This is a genomic window from Coriobacteriia bacterium, assembly GCA_041658765.1.
In the GTDB taxonomy this organism is placed as follows: Bacteria; Actinomycetota; Coriobacteriia; order Anaerosomatales; family JBAZZO01; genus JBAZZO01.
This window is the reverse complement of record JBAZZO010000012.1, coordinates 1-21,644: the sequence shown is the minus strand read 5'-3', so window position 1 is coordinate 21,644 and position 21,644 is coordinate 1. Positions and strand designations below refer to the sequence as shown.

The window sequence follows — 21,644 nt, the reverse complement described above, 5'->3', positions numbered from 1 at the left end:
GTGTTTGAACCCAAGACGAAGAAGCAGGCGACAGTCCTCTCCAAGCCCGTCGGGTTGTGATGCGTATGTCCCACGGAGCATACAGGGAAGCCCATCCCCTGCCGGCGACGCTCATGCACTGGTCGCACCTGATCAGCATGGTCGCCCTCGGCTTCACGGGCTTCTACATCCACAAGCCCTTCTTCAACGGCAACATGGAACTCATGAGGACGCTCCACTTCATCTTCATGTACGTCGTGTTGATCACCCTCGTCTGCCGCATCTACTGGGCGTTCATGGGTGGCGGTTCGACGCTGACGAAGGGGACGCGCGAGATCGCGAGGGACCGCAAGAACTGGGGATTCCAGGAGGAGAACAAGGGTCAGTTCTTCGAGACCATCAAGTACTACCTCTTCCTGCGCAAGACCCATCCGATCTCGGGCAAGTACAATCCCATGCAGAAGACGGCGTACCTGGCGATGATCCCGTTACTGATCGCACAGGGCTACACCGGATTCGCCATCTACGGCCCAGCGGCCCGGATGACGTTCTTCTCGTGGGGCACGAGCCTCGTCGGTGGGCTGATGATCATGCGGGAGATCCACTTCTTCATCATGTGGGTCTTCATCCTGATCACCATGATCCACGTCTACCTGTCTCTCGCGGAGGACATCGAGGCTCTGCCGCTCATGTTCTTCCAGAAGGAGACTCCGGCGAAGGAGCACTAGCACCACGCGCCATCGCACGACCGGCCGGGCCCCGGGACATCCCGGGGCCCGGCTCTTCATCGGACCCGCACACGAGACCACAGGGAGGAGGAACGCCGTGACTTCAGCTCCCGAGCGGATCACCGTCATGGGGGTGGGCAACCCGCTCTGCCGCGACGAAGGGATAGGCCCCCGCGTCACCGAGGAGCTCCTCTCGCGGTTCGAGTTCCCCGATCACGTCCGCGTGATCGACGCGGGAACGATGGGGATGGGCATCCTCAACCTCTTCCGCGAATGCGACTTCCTGCTCGTGGTCGACGCGGTCGACGGGACCGGCGAGCCTCCCGGAACGGTCGTGCGCGTCGCCGCGGAGGACGTCGCGGGGAACCAGGTGATGCACTCGCTGCACGACGTCCGGCTCATCGACGTCCTGCAGGCGGCCGAACTGATCGGCGCCCGGCCCCAGGCGACCTTCGTCGGGGTGCAGGCCCGCGACATCGGCGGCCCGGAGATAGGGCTCTCACCCGAGGTAGCCGCCGCGGTGCCTGCGGCAGTCGATGCCGTCCTCGCCGTCCTCGCCGAGCGCGGGATCGTCCCGGTGGAGTGCGCCGGCGACGCTGACGGGGCAGCGGTGCTTCGCGCCGTCCGCAGGGGCGACGACTAGAGAAGCGCCGTCTTGAGTACCGCAGCGATGCCGCCGGCGTCGAGCCCCGAACGTGCGAGCACGTCGGCGGATCTCCCCGACGTCGCATATCCCTCGACTCCGATGCGCAACAGCCGCGCGGTCCTTCCCGAAAGCGCGAGCCACTCGGCGACGCTGGCCGCCAGCCCGGTGCGAACGTTGTGGTCCTCGACCGTGACGAGCAGACCGGCGCGAGCGGCGAACTCCATCTCCGCTTCGTCGAGTTCGAGAGGACTCGCGGTGACACCGACCGCGACGGAGACCCCGGCCGCACGCAACGCGTCGGCCGCCGCGATCGCCGCCCCGACGGGCGTCCCCATCGCCAGCACGTACGCGTCGGTCCCATCGCGGACACGGTCGATGGCGCCGTAGCGGAACTCCCAGTCCCCTCCGAACGCCGGGCTGCCGTCCGCCATGAGCACCGCGGGAAGCTTCGAGCGTCCCACGCACAGTGCCACGGGGCCATCGAAAGCGACCATGGCGCGCACGGCCCGGTCGGTCTGGTCGGCATCCGCCGGGACGATGACGCGCCAGCCGAACAGATTGCGCAGCGTACCGACATAGTCCACGCACTGGTGAGTGCGACCGTCCTCCCCGACGTCGAGACCGCAGTGCGTGACCGCCAGACGGACGGGAGCTCCGTTGATGTCGTTGAGCCGCTGCTGGTTGTAGACCTCGTCGATACCGAAGACACCGAAATCCGACCAGAACGCCGCCACTCCGTTCACCGCCAGCGCTCCCGCCACCGTCGCGGCGTTGTGCTCCCCCACTCCGCACTCCACGAAGGACTCCGGCCGGGCGATGGCGAACGCCTCGGTCTTCACCGAGGCCGCCAGGTCGCAGTCGAGCACGGCCAGAGGGACGCCGGGCGACGCCTGTGCGATATCGAGGAGCGCGGCTCCCCAGGCCGATCTGCAGTCGGTGGGGTGATCGGCGCCGTACTCCCTGGGGCTGCCAGTCTTCAGCTCCGGATGGTCGGCGGCCACCAGCGCCGGGGCGGTGACCCAGGGCGATGTCCTGCGCTCCCGCGCCGCTTGAAGCCCGGGAGCGAGACCCAAGACCGTCATCGCGTCGACGTACTCTTCCTCGCTCAGGGCCCGTCCGTGATACTCGGGGTCTCCCTCCATGAACGGAACGCCCTTGCCGATGACCGTCCTCGCGAGCACGGCGACCGGCCGGGCATGCTCGGCGACGGCGGACGCGATCGCCGCGTAGAGGTCGCGGACGTCGTGACCGTCCGCCTCGATGACGCCCCATCCGTCGGCGCGATAGTCCGCGGCGACGTCGACCGGGAGCACGTCGCGCGTACGCCCCGAGATCTGGATCCCGTTGAGGTCTACCACGACCGTCAGGTCCGAGAGCCCCTCCTTCACGGCGAGCCTGCGGGCCTCCCCGACCTGCCCCTTGTGCTGCTCCGCGTCGCTCATCGCGACGAACGTGCGCCACCCTCCGCGCGTCATACGCGCGGCGAGAGCCGATCCCACGCCCGCGGATAGACCCTGGCCGAGATTCCCGGTCGACCATTCGACTCCAGGGACGGACCGCTCCACATGTCCCTCGAAGGGGCTGCCCGCCTGCCGGAAGTGGGCCACGGCGTCGTCGATATCGAAGAAGCCGGCCGCCGCCAGAGCGGAGTAGACCCCCGGCGACGTGTGACCATGGCTGACGATGACCCGGTCGCGATCGGCCCATCGTGGCTCGGAGGGACGCAGCCGGGCGAAGGAGTACAGCAGCGTGAGGATCTCCATCGAGGAGAACGACCCGCCCGGATGACCCGACGCCGCGAGCGTCGTCATGGTCAGCACCGCGCCCCTGCAGCGACGGGCGCTCTCCTCCAGCTCCCGCGCGAGCGGCTCGGCGAGCGTGGCGGACGCGAAGCCGTCGTGGAGCACGCGGACCTCCTCGGGAAGGGTACACTTGAATCTACCCGAACCCGAGAGGACCCCCATGCGTGAGCTGCTGTCCATCGCCGTCGCCGCAGCGGAGGCGGGCGGCGCGATCCTTCTGGCGCGAGCGGGAGACCTCGGTGCCGTACGCTCCAAGTCGAGCGGGTTCGACCTGGTCACCGAGGCGGACATCGCCTCGGGGATCGCCGTCGTCCGCGCGATAGCCGAACGCTCGGAGGGCGCACGGGTCGTCGTGGAGGAACCCGAGGCACTCGCGGCGACCGGCGTGCCCGAGGGCGACATCTTCGAGGGCGAGACGTGGGTAGTCGACCCGCTCGACGGCACGACTTCGTTCGTGCACGGATACCCGTGCTACTCCGTCTCGGTCGCGTGCCTCCGCGACGGTGTGCCCGTCGCGGGCGCGGTACGCGACGTCCCCGGCGCCACGACGGCCGCCGCCGCCCTCGGGCTGGGCGCGACCCTCGACGGCGCCCCGATCCGACCGGCGGGCTCGTCCCCGCTCGAGAGATCGCTGCTCGTCACCGGTTTCCCTTACGACCGTGGCGAGCCGCTCGACAGGCAGATGGCGATCTTCTCGGCGTTCATCCGCGACGTCCACGACGTGCGCCGCGACGGTTCGGCGGCGCTCGATTGCTGCCACGTCGCCGCGGGACGATGCGATGGCTACTGGGAGGGCGGCCTCAAGCCGTGGGACACCGCCGCGGGCGTGGTCATCCTGCGGGAGGCCGGCGCCGTGGTCACCGACATGCGCGGCGCACAGTGGACGCCCGCCGCCGGCGACATACTGGCCGCCGGCGGGATCGCGCTCCACGGACTCATGCTCGATCGCATCACTCGCGCTCTCGCGCGTCAGTAGCGGCGCTTCTCCTCGACGTGATCCTCAGCGAGGTCGATGCCCCACTCGCCGAGCACCTTGCTCACCGCCCGCTCGCCGCTCTCGATGCAGTTCGGTATCCCCACACCGCGGTAGCTGCCCCCCGCGAGCGCGAGGCCGGTGATGTCGGCGCTGCGGTCCTCGACGGTAGCCACGCGGTCGAGATGCCCCATCGTGTACTGCGGCATCCCGAGGTGCCAGCGGAAGACCTTCTTGAAGAGGGGCTCGCCCTTGACGCCGAGGATCGAGCGCAGCTCGGAGAGGACGATCTCGCCTATCTCGTCGTCGCTGCGCTCCATGATCGCCTGGTTGTGGGGTCCTCCCACGAATCCGCGCAGGAGCACCTTGCCCTCGGGCGCCCGGCCGGGCCACTTCGTCGACGAGTAGGTCGCCGCCATCAGCGAGCGCTTCTCCACGAGCGGGCAGAGCACGCCGAAGGCGTTCATGTCGATGCCGACCTGGTCCTCATCGAACCCGACGGAGACGGTCGCGGAAGACGACGACGGGATGCCCGCCAACGCGTCGGCGATCGCTTCGTCGATCGGGCGCATCAGCGGCTCGGCCGCCCAGGACTCGGTCGCGACGATCACGGCGTCGCAAGCCTCCACCGAACCGTCGGAGAGTGCGACGCTCCACGCGTCCCCGTAGCGGCTGATCGCCGTGACCGCGACCCCCGTGCGTATCTTGTCGCGGCCCGCCGCGTCGGCCAGCGTGTCGGTGAGCTCCTGCATGCCGTGCTTGAACGACGTGAAGAACGTCTTGGGATTCGCGGGGTCGGGCGGGTACTTCTTCTTCATCGCCTCGACCATCTTGCGGGCGGCCAGGAAGCCGCGGACCATGCTGCCGTACTTCTGCTCCATGTCGAGCAGGTTCGGGAAGGTAGCCGCGAGAGACATGACCGCAGGATCGGACGCGTGCACGCCGCCCACGAGGGGCTCGGCGAGCCGGTCGAGGATCTCGCGCCCCATGCGGCGCAGGATGAAATGCTCGAGCGTCTCGTCGTTAAGTTCGCCTTCCACGACACGCTTCTTCGGGACGAAGAGGTCCATCCCCGCGCGGATCTTACCCGGCCAGGTGAACAGCCCCGTCGTGGCGAACGGGACGAACTTCGTCGGAGCGAACATCATGACCCCGTCGGGCATCTCGTAGAGCTTCCCCCGCGACAGGATGAGGGTCTTCTTGCGGCTGTCATCGGTGGGCATCTTGTCCTTGTCGATCCCCATCAGCTCCGCGACGCGATGGACCGCCGGCTTGCTCGTGAGGAAGCAGTCGGGACCGCCGTCGATGATGAAGCCGTCCCCCGTGACCTCGGAGGCGATCTTCCCGCCTAGACGGGGGTCGCGCTCGACCAACGTGAACGTGACGTCGTTCCCCGCGTCGGCCGCCCGCTTCACCTTGAACGCCGCGCCGAGGCCGGCGACCCCGCCACCGATGACGACTACCTTCTTCATCCGGGCCTTCCTTCTCCACTCGGCGACAGCAGCGACGCCACGGCCTCCGCGAACACCCGGATCATGTCCGGGTGGGCGTTGGGGACCGTTGCCCTGACCGACTCCAGCCCGGCGTCGAGCGCCGCCCCCGCGGCCACGACGTCGAGATCATAGAGCGTCTCCATGTGATCCGTGACGAACCCGATCGGACAAATGGCGACGGCGGTCAGACCCTGCGCCGCAGCTGCGGCGATCACTTCCTCGACGTCCGGGCCGAGCCATTCTCCCGGCTTCTGGCCCTTGCTCTGGTATGCGAGGAGCCACGGACGACCGGTCGACAGATCGCCGAACGCCTCGATACCGGGCAGCGCTTCGCCTCCCCTGAAAGCCGTCGCGGGGCCGAGCTTGAGCGCGATGGCCGTGGCGAGCGCGGTCGCCTCGAGTTGCACGACGTAGGTCCCGTCCTCCGCGATGTCGGAGAGCGGGAGACTGTGAGCCGTGAAGACGACGAGGACATGCTCGCGGTAGTCCTCGCCCAGACGCTCGAGAGCGTCCGCGGACGCCCCCGCGAGAAGGCCGATGAAGTCTGGAGCGTCGTGGTAGGTCCGAGACTCGACCGCCTCCATACCCGGCAGACCGGCCAGAGCCTCCGTGACGGCATCGCGGTACGCTCCCGAACTGACCGCGGATTCGAACGGCGACAGGCTGACCGTCACGACTCGCCGCACGCCGGAGTCGTACATCTCGCGAAGGGTCTGTCCGATGAACGGAGACCAGTAGCGCATGCCGACACGGACCGGCACGGCATGCCCGCGCTTCCCCAGTTCCGTCTCGAGCGCGGAAGCGATCTCCGCCGCGATCTCGGGCAGCGGCGACTTCCCGCCGATCGTCAGGTAGCGCTTTCGGACGCGCGCGAGCAGCTCCTCCGAAGGCTCACGCCCCATGAGCTCGCACATGAACGGTCCGATCTCCTCCACGGAGTCGGGGCCGCCGAACCCGAGCAGCAGAACGCCCTCTGTCGACTTTCCCACAGCGCCTACACCTCCATGCCGGAGCGGATCCGGCGCGAGTGCTCGTGTACGAGCCTGACGAAGGTCCTCGCCTTCGCCGGGTCCGTCGTCTTGTGGATCCCATGTCCGAGGTTGAAGACGTGGCCCGGCCGGGTACCGAACGCCTCGAGGATCTCGACGACCATGCGCTCGAGTTCGTCGTCGGGAGCGAACAACGCCACCGGGTCGATGTTCCCCTGGATGGAGAATCGCGGGTCGATCCGCTGGAGCGCCTCGGCCATATCGAGCCGCCAGTCGACGCCGACGACGTCGCCGCCCGCCCGCTGGACGAGCTCGATCATCGAAGTCGCGCCATTGGCGAAGTGGATGACCGGGACGCCCTTCTTCGAGACCTCGTCGATCACTCGCTTCGTGTGCGGCAGGATGGAATGCTCGTAGTCGCGCGGAGCCACGTAACCGACCCAGCTGTCGAAGACCTGCACGGCCTGCGCCCCTGCGTCGATCTGCGCCGACAGGTACGCGATGACCGTGTCGGCAGTGACGTTCATGAGGCGGTCCCAGGCCGCGGGCTCGCCCCACATGAGAGCCTTGCAGTTCTCGTAGTCGCGCGTCCCACCGCCCTCGATCATGTAGCTGGCCAGGGTGAACGGCGCGCCAGAGAACCCGATGAGCGGCACCTTGTCCACCAGCTCGCGGCGGAGGATGCGTATGGCGTCCATGACGAAGCCGGTGTCCTCGATGGGATCGGCGACGCGCAGCTTGTCGACGTCCGCGACCGTGCGCACCGGGTTGTGGATGACCGGCCCCTCGCCCTTGGCGAACTCGAGATCGAGGCCCATGCCCGGGAAGGGCACGAGGATATCGGAGAAGAGGATCGCCGCGTCGACACCGATCAGGTCCACCGGCTGGAGCGTGACCTCGACGGCCAGCTCCGGCGTACGGCACATCTCGAGGAACCCGTGACGCTCCCGGATGGCCCGGTATTCGGGCAAGTAGCGGCCGGCCTGGCGCATCATCCACACGGGAGTGAACTCGGTGGGCTCGCGCCTACAGGCGCGCAGGAAGGTATCGTCGAACGGCATGCGGATCGGTCCTCTCGTAAGGGATCGCCAGCCCGGTGAAGGCCGCGAGATAGTCTAACAGAAAACCAGCCCCGGTACCCCCGCCGAAACACGGGTACCGGGGCTGTGGACACAACCTTGCGGACGACGGTCGATCAGTCGAACTTCGGAGCCGAATCGATGATCGTCTTGACGATGGTCGGATCCGCGAGCGTCGAGATGTCGCCCATCGCATCGAGGTCGCGCTCGCCCGCCGCGACCTTGCGCAGGATGCGGCGCATGATCTTGCCGGAGCGGGTCTTGGGCACCTCGGGCACGAAGTGGATGTAGTCGGGCTTCGCGATCGGGCCGATCTCGTGCGCCACGTGCCCGGCAAGGATCTTCTTCAGATCCTCGGTCGGCTCCTGGCCGGTCTTGAGATTGACGTACGCGTAGATGCCCTCACCCTTGATCTCGTGCGGGAACCCGACGACCGCCGCTTCGGCGACCGCGGGGTAGCTGACCAGCGCACTCTCGACCTCAGCGGTGCCCATGCGGTGTCCCGAGACGTTGATGACGTCGTCGACGCGGCCCATGAGCCAGTAGAAGCCGTCCTCGTCCTTGCGACAGCCGTCACCGGTGAAGTAGCGCCCCGGGAAGGTCGTGAAGTAGACCTCCTTGACGAGCTTGTTCTCGGGATCGCCCCACGTCCCGCGGAGCATGCCGGGCCATGGGAACTTGATGCACAGCCGCCCGCCGGCGTTCACGGGCGTCTCGGACTTGTCCTCGTTCAGGATCTCGGGCTGGATGCCGAAGAACGGCAACGTGGCGGAGCCCGGCTTCATCGGAGTCGCGCCCGGAAGGTTCGTGATGAGGTGACCGCCAGTCTCCGTCTGCCAGTACGTGTCGACGATCGGGCAGTTCTCGCGGGCGATATTCTTGTAGTACCACATCCAAGCCTCGGGATTGATGGGCTCGCCGACCGTGCCGATGACGCGCAGGCTCGAGAGGTCGTACTTCGCCGGCCACGACTCGCCCGCCTTCATGAGCGCGCGGATCGCGGTCGGCGCGGTGTAGAACTGGTTGACGCCGTGCTTCTCGATGATCTGCCAGAAGCGGCCAGCGTCGGGATACGTGGGCACGCCCTCGAACATGAGCGAGGTGGCCCCTAGGGAGAGCGGACCGTACACGATGTAGCTGTGCCCGGTCACCCAGCCGATGTCCGCGGTGCAGAAGAAGACGTCCTCGTCGTGGTAGTCGAAGGAGTACTTCATCGTCATCGTCGCGAAGAGCAGATAACCCGCCGTGGTATGGAGGACGCCCTTCGGCTTCCCGGTAGATCCGGACGTGTAGAGGATGAAGAGCGGGTCTTCGGCATCCATCCACTCCAGGTCGCAGTGACGGTGGATGTCCGCGGCCCGGACCTCCTCGTGGTACCAGACATCGCGGCCGGGCTCCATGTCGACGCGCGACTGCGCGCGGGAGACGACGATGCAGGTCTCGATGGTCGGACACTCGAGCAGCGCCTCGTCGGCGGCCGCCTTCAGCGCGACCGGGCGTCCGCCACGGATGCCCTCGTCGGCGGTGATGAGCATCTTCGCGCCGCAGTCCTGGATGCGGTCGCGCAGCGACGCCGCGGAGAAGCCGCCGAAGACGACCGAGTGGATGGCGCCGATGCGAGCGCAGGCGAGCATCGCGACCGGCAGTTCCGGGATCATGGGAAGGTAGATGGCGACACGGTCGCCCTTCTTGACGCCGCGCTTCCTGAGCACGTTCGCCAAACGGCAGACCTTGTAGTAGAGCGACTGGTACGTGTACATCTTGGTGCGGCCCTCGTCGCTCTCCCAGATGAGGGCCGCCTTGTTCCTGCGCCACGTGGTCAGGTGCCGGTCGACGCAGTTGTACGCGACGTTGGTCTGACCGCCCTTGAACCACTCCACGCGCGGTGTGTCGAACTCATACTCAAGGACCGAGTCCCACTTCTTGTGCCAGTACAGGAACTCCTCGGCCTGCTCGGCCCAGAAGGCCTCAGGATCGTCCACGGAGCGACGATACATGGCGTGGTACTCGTCCATCGACTTCAGGTGGGCGCGTTCCGACACCCATGCGGGCGGCTGGACCACCCGCAGCTCCTTCATCATGGACTCGATCGAGACTGTCTCGGTCACGTTTGGCCTCCTCCGATCGGGTCGAACCAACGACTGCAATCGTAGAGTAACACCCGCTCCGACCGCCCCGTGGTCGGGTCAGCGGCGCGATATCGTCGGTGGACGGCACGATTTAGGATGTAACTGGTGTTGCATATACATACGGGATGGGCTACTGTCACATCAACGGTTTCCCTTCCCTAAAATGCCGCAGTCGGGGGATCCGACGCGGCGAACATGTGTGGACCGTCGACGACCGGCATCGCGACGGGTGCGGACTCCAGGCCAGCCGCACGATCATCCACACGAGACTCAGGGGTAGCAAGGGAAGGAATAGGAACAGCCTCGGCCCGAAGGCCGGGGCTGTTCCACGTCATGGGACACTCCGAGCGCTGCCGAACGTGTCACGTCGCCGCCGGGAACGCGGTGTTGCCGAGGAAGTCGGCGGCGAATGCGGGGTCGGCGGCGAGCACGAGGACGCATGCCCCTGCGGCGAGTTCCGCCGCTCGCCGCTCAGCCTCGGGGTCGAGCGCGACGATCATCGCGCCCTGGAGTGCGGCGTTCCCGACCACCCGGGTGAGATGAGCGACCCCGCGCGGCACAAGACCCAAGGCCTCGAGCAGCTCGCCGTCGAGCGCGGAGCCGAAGGCTCCGGCGACAGAGACCGAGGTCACCGCGTCCCACGAGGCGCCTGCGACGTCGAGCGCGCGAGTGAGGGCCGTCGACACGGCGGCCTTCGCGAGCTGGATCTCACGTATGTCGAGTTGAGTGAGCCTGATGTCGTCGCTCCCATCCGGCTCCCCCGCGAGTCGCAGCCCCAGGACGCCCTCGCTCGTGCGGAAGCGGTCTGCGAGCAGACCCTCCGGGAACAGGCGACCGCTACCGTCGAGATGTCCGGTCGCGAGCAGGACGCGGATCAGCGACAGGGCGCCGCTTCCGGAGACACCCGCGGGCTCTCCCCCGCCCACGACATCGATGACGAGATCGCCTCTCTCGATGCGCGCTCCCACGATGGCTCCGGGCATCGCCGGCATGCCACACGAGAGTCCCCCGCCCTCGAACGCGGGTCCGGCGGCGGCCGAGGCCGCGGTGAGACGACCGTCCACCCCGACGACCACCTCGGCGTTCGTCCCCAGGTCGATGAGAACGCGCACGCCCTCGCCGTCGAGTCCGGTCGCGAGGACCCCCGCCGTCGCGTCGCCGCCTACGAGCCCGCCGAGCGCGGGCAGGACCACCACGGGCATGTCCGGTTCGAACCCCGAGAGCCCGAACACCCCGGCGTCCCTGGCGAGCGGACCCTGCCAGGCATGCACGACGGGATGTCTGCCCAGACCGGACGGGTCGGCTCCCGCGAACAGATGCGCCATGATCGGGTTCGCGGCGACCACCAAGCGCGATACGTCGCCGAAGTCCCGCGCGCCCAGAGCGAGCACGTCGGCCACGACGCCGCCGACCGCGCGAACGGCCTGCTCCCGCAAGTCCTCGCCCCGGCCGGTGGCCGCCGCGCTCGCACGGCTCAGGACGTCGGCGCCGCTCGCGCGTTGCGGATTCGTCTGCCACGCGCGTCCGGTCTCGCGTCCCGTGACCGGGGATGCGACGGCTCCGGTGACGATGGTCGTCCCAAGGTCGACGGCGGCCACGAGCGGTCCTCGCGGCGCTGCGGAGCCGGCCTCGGCGCCCGCGTTCGGACCGAGCGCTGACACGGGCCGCACACTCATCGGCGCGTCCGGATGCGTCTGACAAGCCCGGAGGACCTCGCGCACAGCGACGCCGGGGGGCCCTCCTACGACTCTCACTGCGCAGCGTCCGCACGTCCCGCGGCCACCGCACTCGGACGCCAGAGGCACGCCCGCCGCATGGGCCGCCTCGAGCAGTGTCTCACCCCGCGAGACCCACACGGTCACGCCCGGTGGGTCGAGCCGAACGGGGACGCGATCACCCACGGCCGTGGCCTACCGGTCCTCTTCGCTCATCCGGAGCATGCCGTGAGACATCGACACGCCGCCGAGGATGTGCACGTGAAGGTGTCCGACGGACTGCATGGCGTCCCTGCCGTTGTTCACGATGACGCGGTAGCCGCTATCTGAGACGCCCTTCATCTTCGCGATGCGGCCGACAGCGCCGAAGAGCTGCCCGAGAGCGGACCAGGGTACGTCGGAGGAGAGGTCGTCGAAGTGGACCTTCGGGATGATGAGCGTATGGACCGGCGCCTGCGGAGCGATGTCGTCGAAAGCGATCAGGTCGTCGTCCTCCCAGACGATCTTCGCGGCAAGTTCCTTGCGCGCGATCATGCAGAAGATGCAGTTGTCCACGCCGGCCTCCTCGAGGTGTGTCGGTCCCGTCCGATACTAGCGCGTTCAGCCCGCAAGCACACGGTCGCGACCCTCGGCCTTCGCACGGTAGAGGGCCGCATCCGCCCGAGCGAGCAGTTCGTCGGCAGAGCCCTCCGAGAAGCCCTCCATGGTCGACACGCCGGCGCTGACCGTCACGCCGTCGGGAAGCCCCATCACCACTCCTCGCGTCGCCATCGCCACCGCCCGCCGGATGCGCTCGGCCGTCCCGAGCGCAGCCTCGAGGTCATCTCCGGGGAGCAACACGACGAACTCCTCTCCGCCCACACGTGCGACCGTGTCGTAGACGCGCGCCTCACTCATGAGAGCGGACGCCGCGGCCGCGAGCACGGCGTCACCAGCCGCGTGGCCGAGCGCGTCGTTCACGCGCTTGAAGTGGTCGAGGTCGAGCATCACCAGCGACAGGTCGTCTCCCGTCCTCTGGGATCGAGCGACCTCCACGGCAAGCGTCGCCATCCCGATGCGACGGTTCGCGACACCGGTCAGAGCGTCGACGCTCGCTAGGCGCACGAGATCGGCCTCAGCCCTCCGGAGCCGGGCGAGCGGTCGCGTCAAGACGAACCGCAAGGCGCCGGCCAGCCCTATCGCGATCCCTGAACAGACCGCCACGACGAGCATGCGGCCGCGATCCACCGCCCGCATCTCGCGCTCGACATCCGTGTCGACCGTCACCGCTCCCCGCAGATCGCCGACCTTGTAGCCCTGGTATGCGTGGCACACCAGGCAATCGGCCGACACCCGCAGCGGCAGCATCAGGCGGAACCGGGTACGCCCGTCCGACCGCTCGAGCACCGTGACCTCGCTGGCGCCGCGCGACATGCGACGCAGCCCCGCGCGTTCGAACGAGTCCGGCGCGTTGGCGGGGTCCACCGGATCGAGGCTCGTGAGACGGAATGAGGTCGTCCGTCCATCCGTCCCGCCGAGTCCCGCGCTCACCTGCTTCGTGAGTGTCGCATAGCTCTGGAGGACGTACACGTTCCCCTCCCGGTCCACGATGCGCGCCTTCACGCCCGGCATGCGCGTCAGGTACGAGCTCACGGTCGCGTCCCGCGACGCGGGCACGAAGATGCCGCCATGCAGCGAGATGAACGCGCGCGTCGCGATCGCCTCGTGCGCGAAAGCGCGCGCCTGGAGCACGATCTGCTCGTGGATGAGACGTTCCGTACGCACCTGCGAGAAGACGAACGTCGCGGCCAGGAGCACGCCGAGGACAGCGGTGCCCGCGACGATCACGGTCCGTATCCGCCCGACCGACGGCTCCGTCACCCCGGCGTGCGGGCCCGAAGCGATATCACGATGTCTCGGCATCGTCCTCGTCCGCGTCGAGCTCGCCCATGAGCACGGTCACGCGCTGTTCAGCGTCGGCGAGCTTAGCCTCGCAGGCCCGGAGCAGGCCGACGCCGCGCTCGTACGCCGCGATGCTCGGCTCGAGCTCCAGGCGGCCGTCCTCGAGCGATGCGACGATGCTCTCGAGCTCCGCGAGCGCCTCTCCGAACGAGAGATCCTCCGCCGGAAGGCCCGCCTTCGCCTGTGTCATGCCTCCACCTCCGTCGTCTCGACCCGACATCCGAGGGCACCGCGTCGCAGGCGCACCTTCACGCGCTCGCCCACCGTGGTCGCCCCGGCATCCGTCAACACCCTCGCACCCGTCTCGTCGGTGCAAAGCGCATATCCGCGACCGAGGACGGCGAGCGGAGAGAGCGCTTCGAGCTGGGCGGCCGCCGGCGCGAGCCTTCCGGCCCGGCGCTCGGTGATGTGCCCGCCCAAACGCAGCATCGCCCCGCGCGCCCTCAGCGTACGATCCCGCCTCGCGGACACCATTCCCGGGAGCGACCGCTCGAGCGATTCCCGTCCCGAGTCGAGCGAGAGCCCGAACGGAGCGAGTAAGACGGCGGCCTCCTGGAAGAGCGGACGCGTAGCGAGCAGCTGGACGCGATGGCGTGCGCGCTGCGCCACGTGCTCGAGCGCCCGCGCGAGTCTCGCCCGAGCGCCGGCAAGCCTCGCCGCGACCTCGTCCAGTGAAGGCGCGACCGCTTCCGCGGCGGCCGTCGGGGTCGAAGCCCGCAGATCGGCTACCATGTCCGCGACGGAGGTGTCCGGCTCGTGCCCGATGCCGGTGACCACCGGCATCGGCATCGCCGCGACGGCCCGAGCGACCTCCTCGGCATTGAACGGCATAAGATCCTCGTAGCTGCCGCCGCCTCGAGCGAGGATGACGACGTCGACGCCCGGCTCCTCGGCCATCCGCCTTAAGCCCGCCACGATCGACGACACCGCACCCGGACCTTCGACGGGCACTCCCGCGACGACGACCTCGGCGCACGGATAACGCCGCCGCAGCGTCCGGATCACGTCGTGCACGGCCTTGCCGCGCGGCGAGGTCACCAGACCGACGCGCCTTGGGAAGGCGGGCAGGGGACGCTTCCGGTCCTCCCGCATGAGACCTTCCGCCTCGAGGCGGCGAGCGAGCGCCGCGACCTGGAGACGGAGCACTCCCTCCCCCGCCGGGGCGAGCGTGCGGACCTGGAACTGGAGACGGCCCTTCGGGGCGTAGGCAGTGAACGAGCCACCGACCTCGACCAGCGAGCCGAGACGGAGCGCGACCCCGCTCGCCTCGTACGCGTCCCGCCACACCAGGCACGGCATGTTCGCGGACTCGTCGCCGAGCGTGAAGTAGACGGCCTTGTAGCCCGGCTTGTCCGCAAGCTCGGTGACCTCGCCCACCACTCGAGCGGAGACGCGCTCGAGCGCGCCTTTCGCCAGCGCCATCGCGCGCGAGACGGAGACCGCTTCGGGCCTCGCCTCAGCCATCGCGACGCTCCACGCGGACCCGTCCGTCGGCGAGACGAAGCGTCAACCGGCCTGCCAGGAGATCCATGAGCTCGTCTCCGACGAGCGTCTTGCGCCATCCCTCGAGCAACGGACTGTCGTCACCGCCCGCCGCGAGATGTTCCAGGTCGTTCCGCGACGCGATGAGGGGCGATGCGACACCGTGCTCCTTCGCCCGCAGTCTCACGAGGGCCGCCATGAGGTCGACGGCGCCGTCCGTGTCTCGAACGAGTCGCGGACGCTTCTCGAGGTGCGGGAGCTGGTCCTCCGGGAGTTCAAGTCCCGCGCGCACCGCGGCGACGAGCCCGGGTCCGATCTGCGCAGCGCTGCGAGTTGCTATCCCCCGAACGGCGGCGACCTCCTCCGCGCTCTTCGGCGCGCGCCGAGCGACCTCGATGAGGCTCTCGTCCGACACCACCCAGCGCTTCGGAAGATCGCGCCTCTGCGCCTCGCGTTCCCTCCAAGCCGCCACATGGAGCAGGACGCCGAGCTGTCGCGGCTTGAGGGTCGAAGCCCTCTTGATGCGGCGCCATTGCTCCTCGGGGACGACCTCGTAGGTCGCCGGATCGGCCATGCGCGCGAAGTCCGCCTCCAGCCACTGGAGTCTGTCGTCGCGCTCGAGCCGCTCGAGGAGAGCAGCGTGCACGGCGCCCAGATGGCGCACGTCGTCGAGGGCGTAGGCTAGCTGATGCTCGGTGAGCGGCCGTATCGCCCAATCGGTATAGGACTCCCCTTTCTCCACGGTCACTCCGAGGAGTTCCTTCACGAGGGCCGCGTATCCCACCTGGGTGGGGAATCCGGCGAGCGTCGCCGCGGTCTGTGTGTCGAAGACGGGAGTGGTCGTCGCGCCGGTCGCCCGCCGCAGGATCTCGAGGTCCTGCGAGCCCGCGTGGAAGACCTTCACCGTCGCGGGGTCCTCGAGCAACACGGCGAGAGGACTGAGATCGGGCAGAGCGATCACGTCGACGGCGGCGACCTCGTCTCCAGCCGCCAGCTGCACCAGACAGCAGCGTGCCCAGTACGTGCGCTCGCGCAGGAACTCCGTATCGATCGCGAGCACCGGAACGCCACGCAGTCGCGAGACGAGCGCTTCGAGAGCTTTGAGATCGCTCACGAGCATGGAGACCGCCGTCCGATGGGACGCGGAGCAGTGCGGGCATCATCTGTCATCATGTGCACAGTGTAGCCGTTCCCGCTTGCTCGCCGCGCGAGGTGCGTCATGCGGATACTCATCGTGGTGAACCTCTCGGCCGGTCAGGGCGACGCGGGCCTCTACGAGTACGTCCGGGAACTCGGCCGCGCGGGCGCCGAGGTCGTCATCCGATTCATCGGTCCGGACTCCCCGATCGGCGCTTCGCTCGACGACGCGGCGTCGTTCGACCGGGTCGTCGCGGCCGGCGGAGACGGCACCGCTTCCTTCGTGGCATTCGAGCTCCGCGACTCGAACATCCCCGTCGTGGTGTTCCCCAAGGGTACCGCGAACCTGCTCGCGCTGAACCTGCAGATGCCGGTCGACCCGCTCGGCCTCGCCGAGACCACACTGCGAGGACGCACCGTCCGCACGGACCTGGCCGCGTTCGCGCCCGAGCGCCCGGCCGCGGATGGACGCCCCGGCGGTTTCGTCATCATGGCCGGCGCAGGTTTCGACGCGTCGATAATGCGCGGCGCGAAGGAACTGAAACCCGTGCTGGGCGCCGGTGCCTACCTGCTCAGCGCCGTCCAGAACCTCCAGCCGACGATCGCGGCTTTCACCCTCGATCTCGACGGCCGCACGGTGCGCACCGAGGGCATCGCCGTGCTGCTGGTGAACTTCGCGCGCATCCAGTTCGACCTTGCCGTGACGCACAGCAGCGACCCTTCGGACGGGTTGCTGGAGGTCGTCGTCTTCCACGGGAAGACGATGGTGGACGTACTCCCGGTCGTCTGGGCGGCGCTGCTGGACCGGCTTGGAGACCACCCCGACCGGATGAACCTGGAGATCTACACAGCGGCGTCCGTACGAGTCGCTTCCGACCCGCCGCTGCACCTGCAGGCGGACGGTGAGGTCGTCGAGGCTACGACGCCCTTCGAGGCGCGCGTCCTGCCGCAGGCGGCGACGTTCGTCATCCCTTAGAGCGGGTGGTCCCCCAACCGCTCGCCCGCGGACAGCGCGTGGCGCTTGACGTTGGCGCGGTACCGGACGTTGACGAGCTCCACGAGCAGCGAGAAGACCATCGCGAAGTAGACGTACGCGCGATCGAACTCGTGACCCGTCCCTTCCGCGATGAGCAGCACGCCGATGAGCATCAGGAACGCGAGGGCGAGGATCTTCAGACTCGGATGGCGGTTGATGAACTCGCTCACCCCGTCGGCGAAGACCATCATGACCCCCATGGCGATGAGGACGGCCGTCACCATGAGCGGCAGCTCCTTGACCATGCCGACGGCGGTGATGACCGAGTCAAGCGAGAAGATCACGTCGAGCAGCGCGATCTGCGCGACCACGGAACCGAACGCGGCGGCGGTGCCTCCCGCGGTCTCCTCTTCTTCTCGCATCTCCGTCTTGCGGTAGATCTCGAGCGTCGACTTCGCGATCAGGAAGAGCCCGCCTCCGAGAAGGATGATGCCCTTCCCCGAGAGGGCGAAGCCCGCGATCGAGATCAGCGGCCGGTCGAGCCTCACGACCCACGCGAGCGTGAGGAGAAGGAGTAGACGGCTCCCGAGCGCCATCGCGAGCCCGGTACGGCGCGCCTTCGGCTGGAGAGCGCGAGGAAGACGGGCGGTGATTATGGCGATGAAGACGATGTTGTCGATGCCGAGCACGATCTCGAGCAAGGTGAGCGTGGCGACGGCCGCCCAACTCTCCGGGCGCGAGAAGATCTCAAGAAGGTCCATCACGTCTCCAACCCTGTCGACATGCGATCAGCGTCTCGCGGGAACCAGGGCATGGAACCACGGCGCCGTCTGCCCGAGCTCGGTCGTCAGCCGCCGTTCGGCGGCGGTATCGCCCGAGGCGCTCGCGAGCAGCAGGCGATAGAGGATCGAGCGCGGCCCGCGCGCGCCGATGCGTACGGCGAGTCCGAGCAGGTCGCGGGCCTCATTCAGATCCCCTTCGGCGAGCGCGAGGTGCGCCTCCTCGAGTATCGTGTCCGGATGGTTCGGCGCCAGCTGCGCGGCACTCGCCACGAGTCCGGTCTCCCAAGTCAGATCGGTCCTCGACGTGACGACCGCCTCGTCGAGGGCGGGTTGAACGAGGTTCGCCAGGTAGACCCCGTTCTCGCGCACGATCTCCGGTGCAGTGTTCACGCGACCCTGATACTCCCCGAGCGCGGTCTCGCCGCTCACGATCCCGTCACCGAGCGCGTAGAGGACCTCGTAGCGGGGCTCGGCCCGCGTCGGCTGCCATCGGGACGCCGTCTCGAACCAGCGCATCGCCTCCCCACGATCCGTCGCGCGGCGGCCGCGAGCGAAGGACGCGTCGCCCGCGAGAGCCGTGACGGCGAGCGACACCCCGGCGACGGCGATCACCAGCGCGATGATCGCCCTGGACGTCGGAGACATCGCCGTCCCGGTGCGATCGGCGAGTCCCTTGGCCCGCGCCTTCATCGGAGCGACAGCGAGGCCGGCCAGCAGCGGGACCAGCGCACCGAAACGGATCGTCCACGGCACGAGGAGCTGGGTCGCGAAGAACGAGGCGACGCAGACGACGAGGGTGAGGCGCAGGAATCTGTCGTCTTCCTGGTCTCGCAGTCTCGTCCTCACGACGAACGCCCACTCCAGGGCGAGCCACACGAGCGCGGCGAAGCCGACGACACCGAGTTCCGCGAGCACGAGCATGGGCAGGTCGTGGGGATCGCGCAGGAGTAGCACCGAGCCCGTGTATCCTCCGGCCTCCAGCTCCATCGTCCGCAGCGAAAGGTACTTCTGCGAGGCGAGCGGCAGTCCGTCCGGTCCGACGCCCAGCACCGGGTGATCGCGGAAGACCGACCAGGCGACCTTCCAGAACTCGACGCGCGTCAGCGTCGTGGGCGCTCGGGTAACGGAATGGCGCAGCGTGCTCGCGAGCGGGTCGGGAGACGCTAGGCCCCAGACCCCCGCCACGAGCGCTATCGCGACAGCCGCGATCGCGAGACGGCGCCCCGTCCTCACGGACGGCTTCCGCCACCCCGAATACCGCCATGTGAGGAGCCCGAGGGCTACGATCTCGACCGCGAGGACCGCCTGCGCGGTCTGACTGTCGGAGGCGATCGCTCCCACCACGAGGACGACCGCGGCCGCGATCCATGCGATCCGGGAGCCGGACTCCTTGTCGGTCCGCGCGCGATGGACGGCCACCGGGAGGAAGAGCAGCAGCACGGGACCGAGATAGTTCCCGTTCCCGAAGACGGACGAGGGGAGCTTCCCCTGGACTACGTCGCTGATACCCCACACCGCGGCGGCGGACGCCAGGACCGTGCCGATCGCCAGAAGGTCCATCACGCGCCGGTCGCCCAAAGCCAACCCACCCGTGACCAAGAAGATCAGCATCATTGCGAGCCAGGCCGGCGCCGACAGCATGTTCCCCTCGGCGCCCCATGTGAAGGCGAGGCCGGGTCCCGTGGAAAGCGCGGCGGAGACCACGGTCACAGCGGCGACCAGGAACAACGCCGTTCGCAGTCTGAGAGTGTCCGGCAACCGCACGGCACGGGACGACCATGCGAACGCCCATAGCCCCGCCGCGATCATGAGCCCGACGAATCTTGGGGTGTCCAGAGGGAAGGTCACACCCGGGAGGATGAGGAAAGCGGTCACCACCGTGACGGCCATCGCGACGACCACGGTCGCGCCGCCGGCTGCGGCCGACGCGGCGGGTGCTGTGCGCTTCGGCTTCATGACCAGGATGTTATCAGACCTTCGCGGCGCGGTCTGATGGGCCATGTCGGACGGGTTCGTAGCCAACCGAGTGACGCGCGGATCTTCAATCCCAGAGGATCACCGGCTGGACTCAGTCGAAGGTCAGGCGAAACCGAACAGCGGCGGGAAGGCGACGACGACGATCGCGGCCCACAGCGCATACACGAGCAGGTAGCGCATCTGCCATCGCTCGACGGCTTCGAGACTGCGCCGCGATCTCAAGAAGCCCGTCTGGACGAGCGCCGACCACGTCAAGTCGACCAACAGGATGAGATTCAGGCCGAGAGCCGCTGTCTTGTTCGCGCTGAACCCGTACTCGGTCAAGCGGCCGGCGATGTTGAGGAGGGCGAACACGTCCACAGCCAAGGCGCACACGACGAGCAAGAGCTGGATCCGATCGAAGAGCCCCGGCTCGGAGAGAGGGTCGCGCGCAGAGATCGAATAGAGCAGGAGAGCCAGCACTACGACCAGGAGCACGTCGAAGAGGATGAGCACTTCGCGCTCGACGTCGATGATGCCCCGCGTCCGGACGACGCCGACGAGCAGGGCGACGAGCATGAGCGCGAACAGTGGGGTGAACACGCGCGCCAGCATCGGCGCCATCCCACCGACAAGGTTGCGGCGGGTCCCGACCAGCCACGCTGCAACGATGACGGCACCCATGGCGCCGCACGGGAGTACCCACTCCTCCATGAGCATCGAGACGTCGAGACCGATCGCTTCGAAGACACCGACGGTTATCGCGACAAGGACTCCACCGCCTAGCGCGATGAGCGCGTAGGTGACCAACCATTCCCCCGTGAACCGCACGTACTCCATGCGCCGCGCGTCCGACATCCAGTCGCCCGCAACGTATGCGACGCCGACCGCGAGCCACAGCGCGATGGGCAGGTGGATCGCAGTGAGCACTTCCGTGGATCCGCCCGGTGTGAAGGGATACGCGTTGGCGAACACGGCTCCCGCGGCGAAGACTGCGGCCAGACCGACGACGCCCTTCTTGCTCGACCCGCGCTTCCAGATGAAGTACATCGCCAGGAACGGCAGGACGAAGAGGCTCAGGTTCCGCGCATAGAAGCTCGAATCGTCTCCGTCGAACTCGTATCCGAAGAGCGTTGGGACTTTGACCGCGAATGCGGCAGCGACCGCGCATCCGAGCATGACCCAGAACTCGGTCGTGACGCCGTGAACCAGGCCCTGTTCGCCCTCAGTCTCGACAGGCTGGATCCACAGCTCGTCGGAGTACGCGCGAGCGAAGTCGCGAGAAGCCTCATCGCTCACTGCCACGCGCCTGAGAGCTACGAGGAAGGCCTCTTCCGCATCCAAGCCGGCATCGCCGAGCCTGGCCGCGTGATCGCGCAGCTGATCCTCAACGACAGCGACGTGCGTCTCGACCTCACCATGCGCGAGGACATAGGCCCGCCATCGATCGATCCGCGACTGGAGTCCTTCTTTCACATCCACGCTCACGACAGCCGACCCTCCCCCCGCAGAACGCGTCCGACCAAGAATACAGCTCCGGCCACCTCATGGGGTGACGGAGCTGTTTCAGTCTATCTGGTGGGCGCTAGAGGATTTGAACCTCTGACCCCTTCCGCGTCAAGGAAGTGCTCTCCCCCTGAGCTAAGCGCCCGTATAGGCCGCGCAGGGCGGCGATGTGTATTGTACCAGCCGTCCGCGCGGGCGCCAGACCCCGCGTTGCCTCAGAAAGAATGTACTCGAAACCGATTCGATGCCTCAGAAGAAAAGGTACTCGAACCGGCCCACGCCGGATCGACCGGCGAAGGGCCACGAGGATGCCGCTTTCGATGCCAGAGAA

18 protein-coding genes and 1 tRNA gene are annotated in these 21,644 nt (G+C 68.1%); 4 read left to right on the top strand and 15 right to left on the bottom strand.

The genetic code is table 11. The features are described 5' to 3' along the window. Window positions 1-65 precede the first annotated feature (65 nt). Both cybH and WC971_07865 read left to right on the top strand, forming a co-directional pair. Entirely contained in the window at window positions 66-707 is a 642-nt protein-coding gene (gene cybH, locus WC971_07870; GenBank protein ID MFA5844730.1) for a Ni/Fe-hydrogenase, b-type cytochrome subunit, read from the top strand. A 97-nt stretch (window positions 708-804) separates the two neighbouring features. Continuing rightward, window positions 805-1,350, top strand: coding sequence for a hydrogenase maturation protease (locus WC971_07865; GenBank protein MFA5844729.1), 546 nt, complete (start codon window positions 805-807; stop codon window positions 1,348-1,350). On the opposite strand, the gene WC971_07860 is transcribed toward WC971_07865, so the two are convergent. Then, window positions 1,347-3,260 carry a transketolase gene (locus WC971_07860; protein ID MFA5844728.1) on the bottom strand — a complete coding sequence of 638 codons (1,914 nt, stop codon included), beginning with the start codon at window positions 3,258-3,260 and terminating at the stop codon, window positions 1,347-1,349. The genes WC971_07865 and WC971_07860 overlap by 4 nt on opposite strands. A 55-nt stretch (window positions 3,261-3,315) precedes the next feature. Between WC971_07860 and WC971_07855 the strand changes: the two genes are divergently transcribed. Beyond that, window positions 3,316-4,131 (top strand): inositol monophosphatase family protein, encoded by an 816-nt coding sequence (locus WC971_07855; protein ID MFA5844727.1) that lies wholly within the window; start codon window positions 3,316-3,318, stop codon window positions 4,129-4,131. Here the strand turns inward: WC971_07855 and hemG are convergent. The 10 genes from hemG to rnd form a co-directional block, all read right to left on the bottom strand. After that, window positions 4,125-5,600 carry a protoporphyrinogen oxidase gene (gene hemG / locus WC971_07850; GenBank protein ID MFA5844726.1) on the bottom strand — a complete coding sequence of 492 codons (1,476 nt, stop codon included), beginning with the start codon at window positions 5,598-5,600 and terminating at the stop codon, window positions 4,125-4,127. The two genes, WC971_07855 and hemG, sit on opposite strands and share 7 nt — an antisense overlap. After that, window positions 5,597-6,610, bottom strand: coding sequence for a ferrochelatase (locus tag WC971_07845; GenBank protein ID MFA5844725.1), 1,014 nt, complete (start codon window positions 6,608-6,610; stop codon window positions 5,597-5,599). Before WC971_07845 ends, hemG begins: the two co-directional genes overlap by 4 nt. A gap of 5 nt (window positions 6,611-6,615) precedes the next feature. Then, on the bottom strand, window positions 6,616-7,671 hold the full coding sequence (hemE, locus tag WC971_07840; GenBank protein ID MFA5844724.1) for a uroporphyrinogen decarboxylase: 1,056 nt from the start codon (window positions 7,669-7,671) through the stop codon (window positions 6,616-6,618). 134 nt (window positions 7,672-7,805) lie between these two features. Beyond that, entirely contained in the window at window positions 7,806-9,770 is a 1,965-nt protein-coding gene (acs, locus tag WC971_07835; GenBank protein ID MFA5844723.1) for an acetate--CoA ligase, read from the bottom strand. A 410-nt stretch (window positions 9,771-10,180) separates the two neighbouring features. After that, a complete protein-coding gene (locus tag WC971_07830; GenBank protein MFA5844722.1) occupies window positions 10,181-11,719 on the bottom strand; it encodes an ASKHA domain-containing protein in 1,539 nt (512 codons plus the stop codon). 9 nt (window positions 11,720-11,728) lie between these two features. Then, complete coding sequence (locus WC971_07825) at window positions 11,729-12,088, bottom strand: histidine triad nucleotide-binding protein (protein ID MFA5844721.1); 360 nt, start codon at window positions 12,086-12,088, stop codon at window positions 11,729-11,731. Between the two features lie 45 nt (window positions 12,089-12,133). Then, a complete protein-coding gene (locus WC971_07820; protein MFA5844720.1) occupies window positions 12,134-13,435 on the bottom strand; it encodes a diguanylate cyclase in 1,302 nt (433 codons plus the stop codon). After that, on the bottom strand, window positions 13,419-13,664 hold the full coding sequence (xseB, locus tag WC971_07815) for an exodeoxyribonuclease VII small subunit (protein ID MFA5844719.1): 246 nt from the start codon (window positions 13,662-13,664) through the stop codon (window positions 13,419-13,421). The genes WC971_07820 and xseB overlap by 17 nt, the downstream gene beginning before the upstream one ends. After that, window positions 13,661-14,938 carry an exodeoxyribonuclease VII large subunit gene (xseA, locus tag WC971_07810; protein ID MFA5844718.1) on the bottom strand — a complete coding sequence of 426 codons (1,278 nt, stop codon included), beginning with the start codon at window positions 14,936-14,938 and terminating at the stop codon, window positions 13,661-13,663. Before xseA ends, xseB begins: the two co-directional genes overlap by 4 nt. After that, the gene (gene rnd / locus WC971_07805) at window positions 14,931-16,076 is read right to left on the bottom strand and encodes a ribonuclease D (GenBank protein ID MFA5844717.1); all 1,146 of its coding nucleotides are present in this window, start codon (window positions 16,074-16,076) and stop codon (window positions 14,931-14,933) included. Before rnd ends, xseA begins: the two co-directional genes overlap by 8 nt. A 99-nt stretch (window positions 16,077-16,175) precedes the next feature. On the opposite strand from rnd, the gene WC971_07800 reads away from it, so the two are divergent. Then, entirely contained in the window at window positions 16,176-17,069 is an 894-nt protein-coding gene (locus tag WC971_07800; GenBank protein MFA5844716.1) for a diacylglycerol kinase family protein, read from the top strand. On the opposite strand, the gene WC971_07795 is transcribed toward WC971_07800, so the two are convergent. The 4 genes from WC971_07795 to WC971_07780 form a co-directional block, all read right to left on the bottom strand. Beyond that, window positions 17,066-17,830: a TerC family protein gene (locus WC971_07795; protein ID MFA5844715.1), complete on the bottom strand. Its 765-nt coding sequence runs from the start codon at window positions 17,828-17,830 to the stop codon at window positions 17,066-17,068. The two genes, WC971_07800 and WC971_07795, sit on opposite strands and share 4 nt — an antisense overlap. Window positions 17,831-17,857: 27 nt before the next feature. Then, window positions 17,858-19,807, bottom strand: coding sequence for an O-antigen ligase family protein (locus tag WC971_07790; protein ID MFA5844714.1), 1,950 nt, complete (start codon window positions 19,805-19,807; stop codon window positions 17,858-17,860). A 123-nt stretch (window positions 19,808-19,930) separates the two neighbouring features. After that, on the bottom strand, window positions 19,931-21,295 hold the full coding sequence (locus WC971_07785; GenBank protein ID MFA5844713.1) for a hypothetical protein: 1,365 nt from the start codon (window positions 21,293-21,295) through the stop codon (window positions 19,931-19,933). Between the two features lie 88 nt (window positions 21,296-21,383). Further along, window positions 21,384-21,458 (bottom strand) — tRNA-Val (locus WC971_07780). Window positions 21,459-21,644: the final 186 nt, after the last annotated feature.

Excerpts from the sequence above, each read along its gene's own strand:
- WC971_07790 (MFA5844714.1), bottom strand. The coding sequence starts at position 19,807 with ATGAAGCCGAAGCGCACAGCACCCGCCGCGTCGGCCGCAGCCGGCGGC.
- xseA (MFA5844718.1), bottom strand. The coding sequence starts at position 14,938 with ATGGCTGAGGCGAGGCCCGAAGCGGTCTCCGTCTCGCGCGCGATGGCG.
- rnd (MFA5844717.1), bottom strand. The coding sequence starts at position 16,076 with ATGCTCGTGAGCGATCTCAAAGCTCTCGAAGCGCTCGTCTCGCGACTG.
- cybH (MFA5844730.1), top strand. The coding sequence starts at position 66 with ATGTCCCACGGAGCATACAGGGAAGCCCATCCCCTGCCGGCGACGCTC.
- xseB (MFA5844719.1), bottom strand. The coding sequence starts at position 13,664 with ATGACACAGGCGAAGGCGGGCCTTCCGGCGGAGGATCTCTCGTTCGGA.
- WC971_07795 (MFA5844715.1), bottom strand. The coding sequence starts at position 17,830 with ATGGACCTTCTTGAGATCTTCTCGCGCCCGGAGAGTTGGGCGGCCGTC.
- acs (MFA5844723.1), bottom strand. The coding sequence starts at position 9,770 with ATGATGAAGGAGCTGCGGGTGGTCCAGCCGCCCGCATGGGTGTCGGAA.
- hemE (MFA5844724.1), bottom strand. The coding sequence starts at position 7,671 with ATGCCGTTCGACGATACCTTCCTGCGCGCCTGTAGGCGCGAGCCCACC.
- WC971_07820 (MFA5844720.1), bottom strand. The coding sequence starts at position 13,435 with ATGCCGAGACATCGTGATATCGCTTCGGGCCCGCACGCCGGGGTGACG.
- WC971_07855 (MFA5844727.1), top strand. The coding sequence starts at position 3,316 with ATGCGTGAGCTGCTGTCCATCGCCGTCGCCGCAGCGGAGGCGGGCGGC.
- WC971_07800 (MFA5844716.1), top strand. The coding sequence starts at position 16,176 with ATGCGGATACTCATCGTGGTGAACCTCTCGGCCGGTCAGGGCGACGCG.
- hemG (MFA5844726.1), bottom strand. The coding sequence starts at position 5,600 with ATGAAGAAGGTAGTCGTCATCGGTGGCGGGGTCGCCGGCCTCGGCGCG.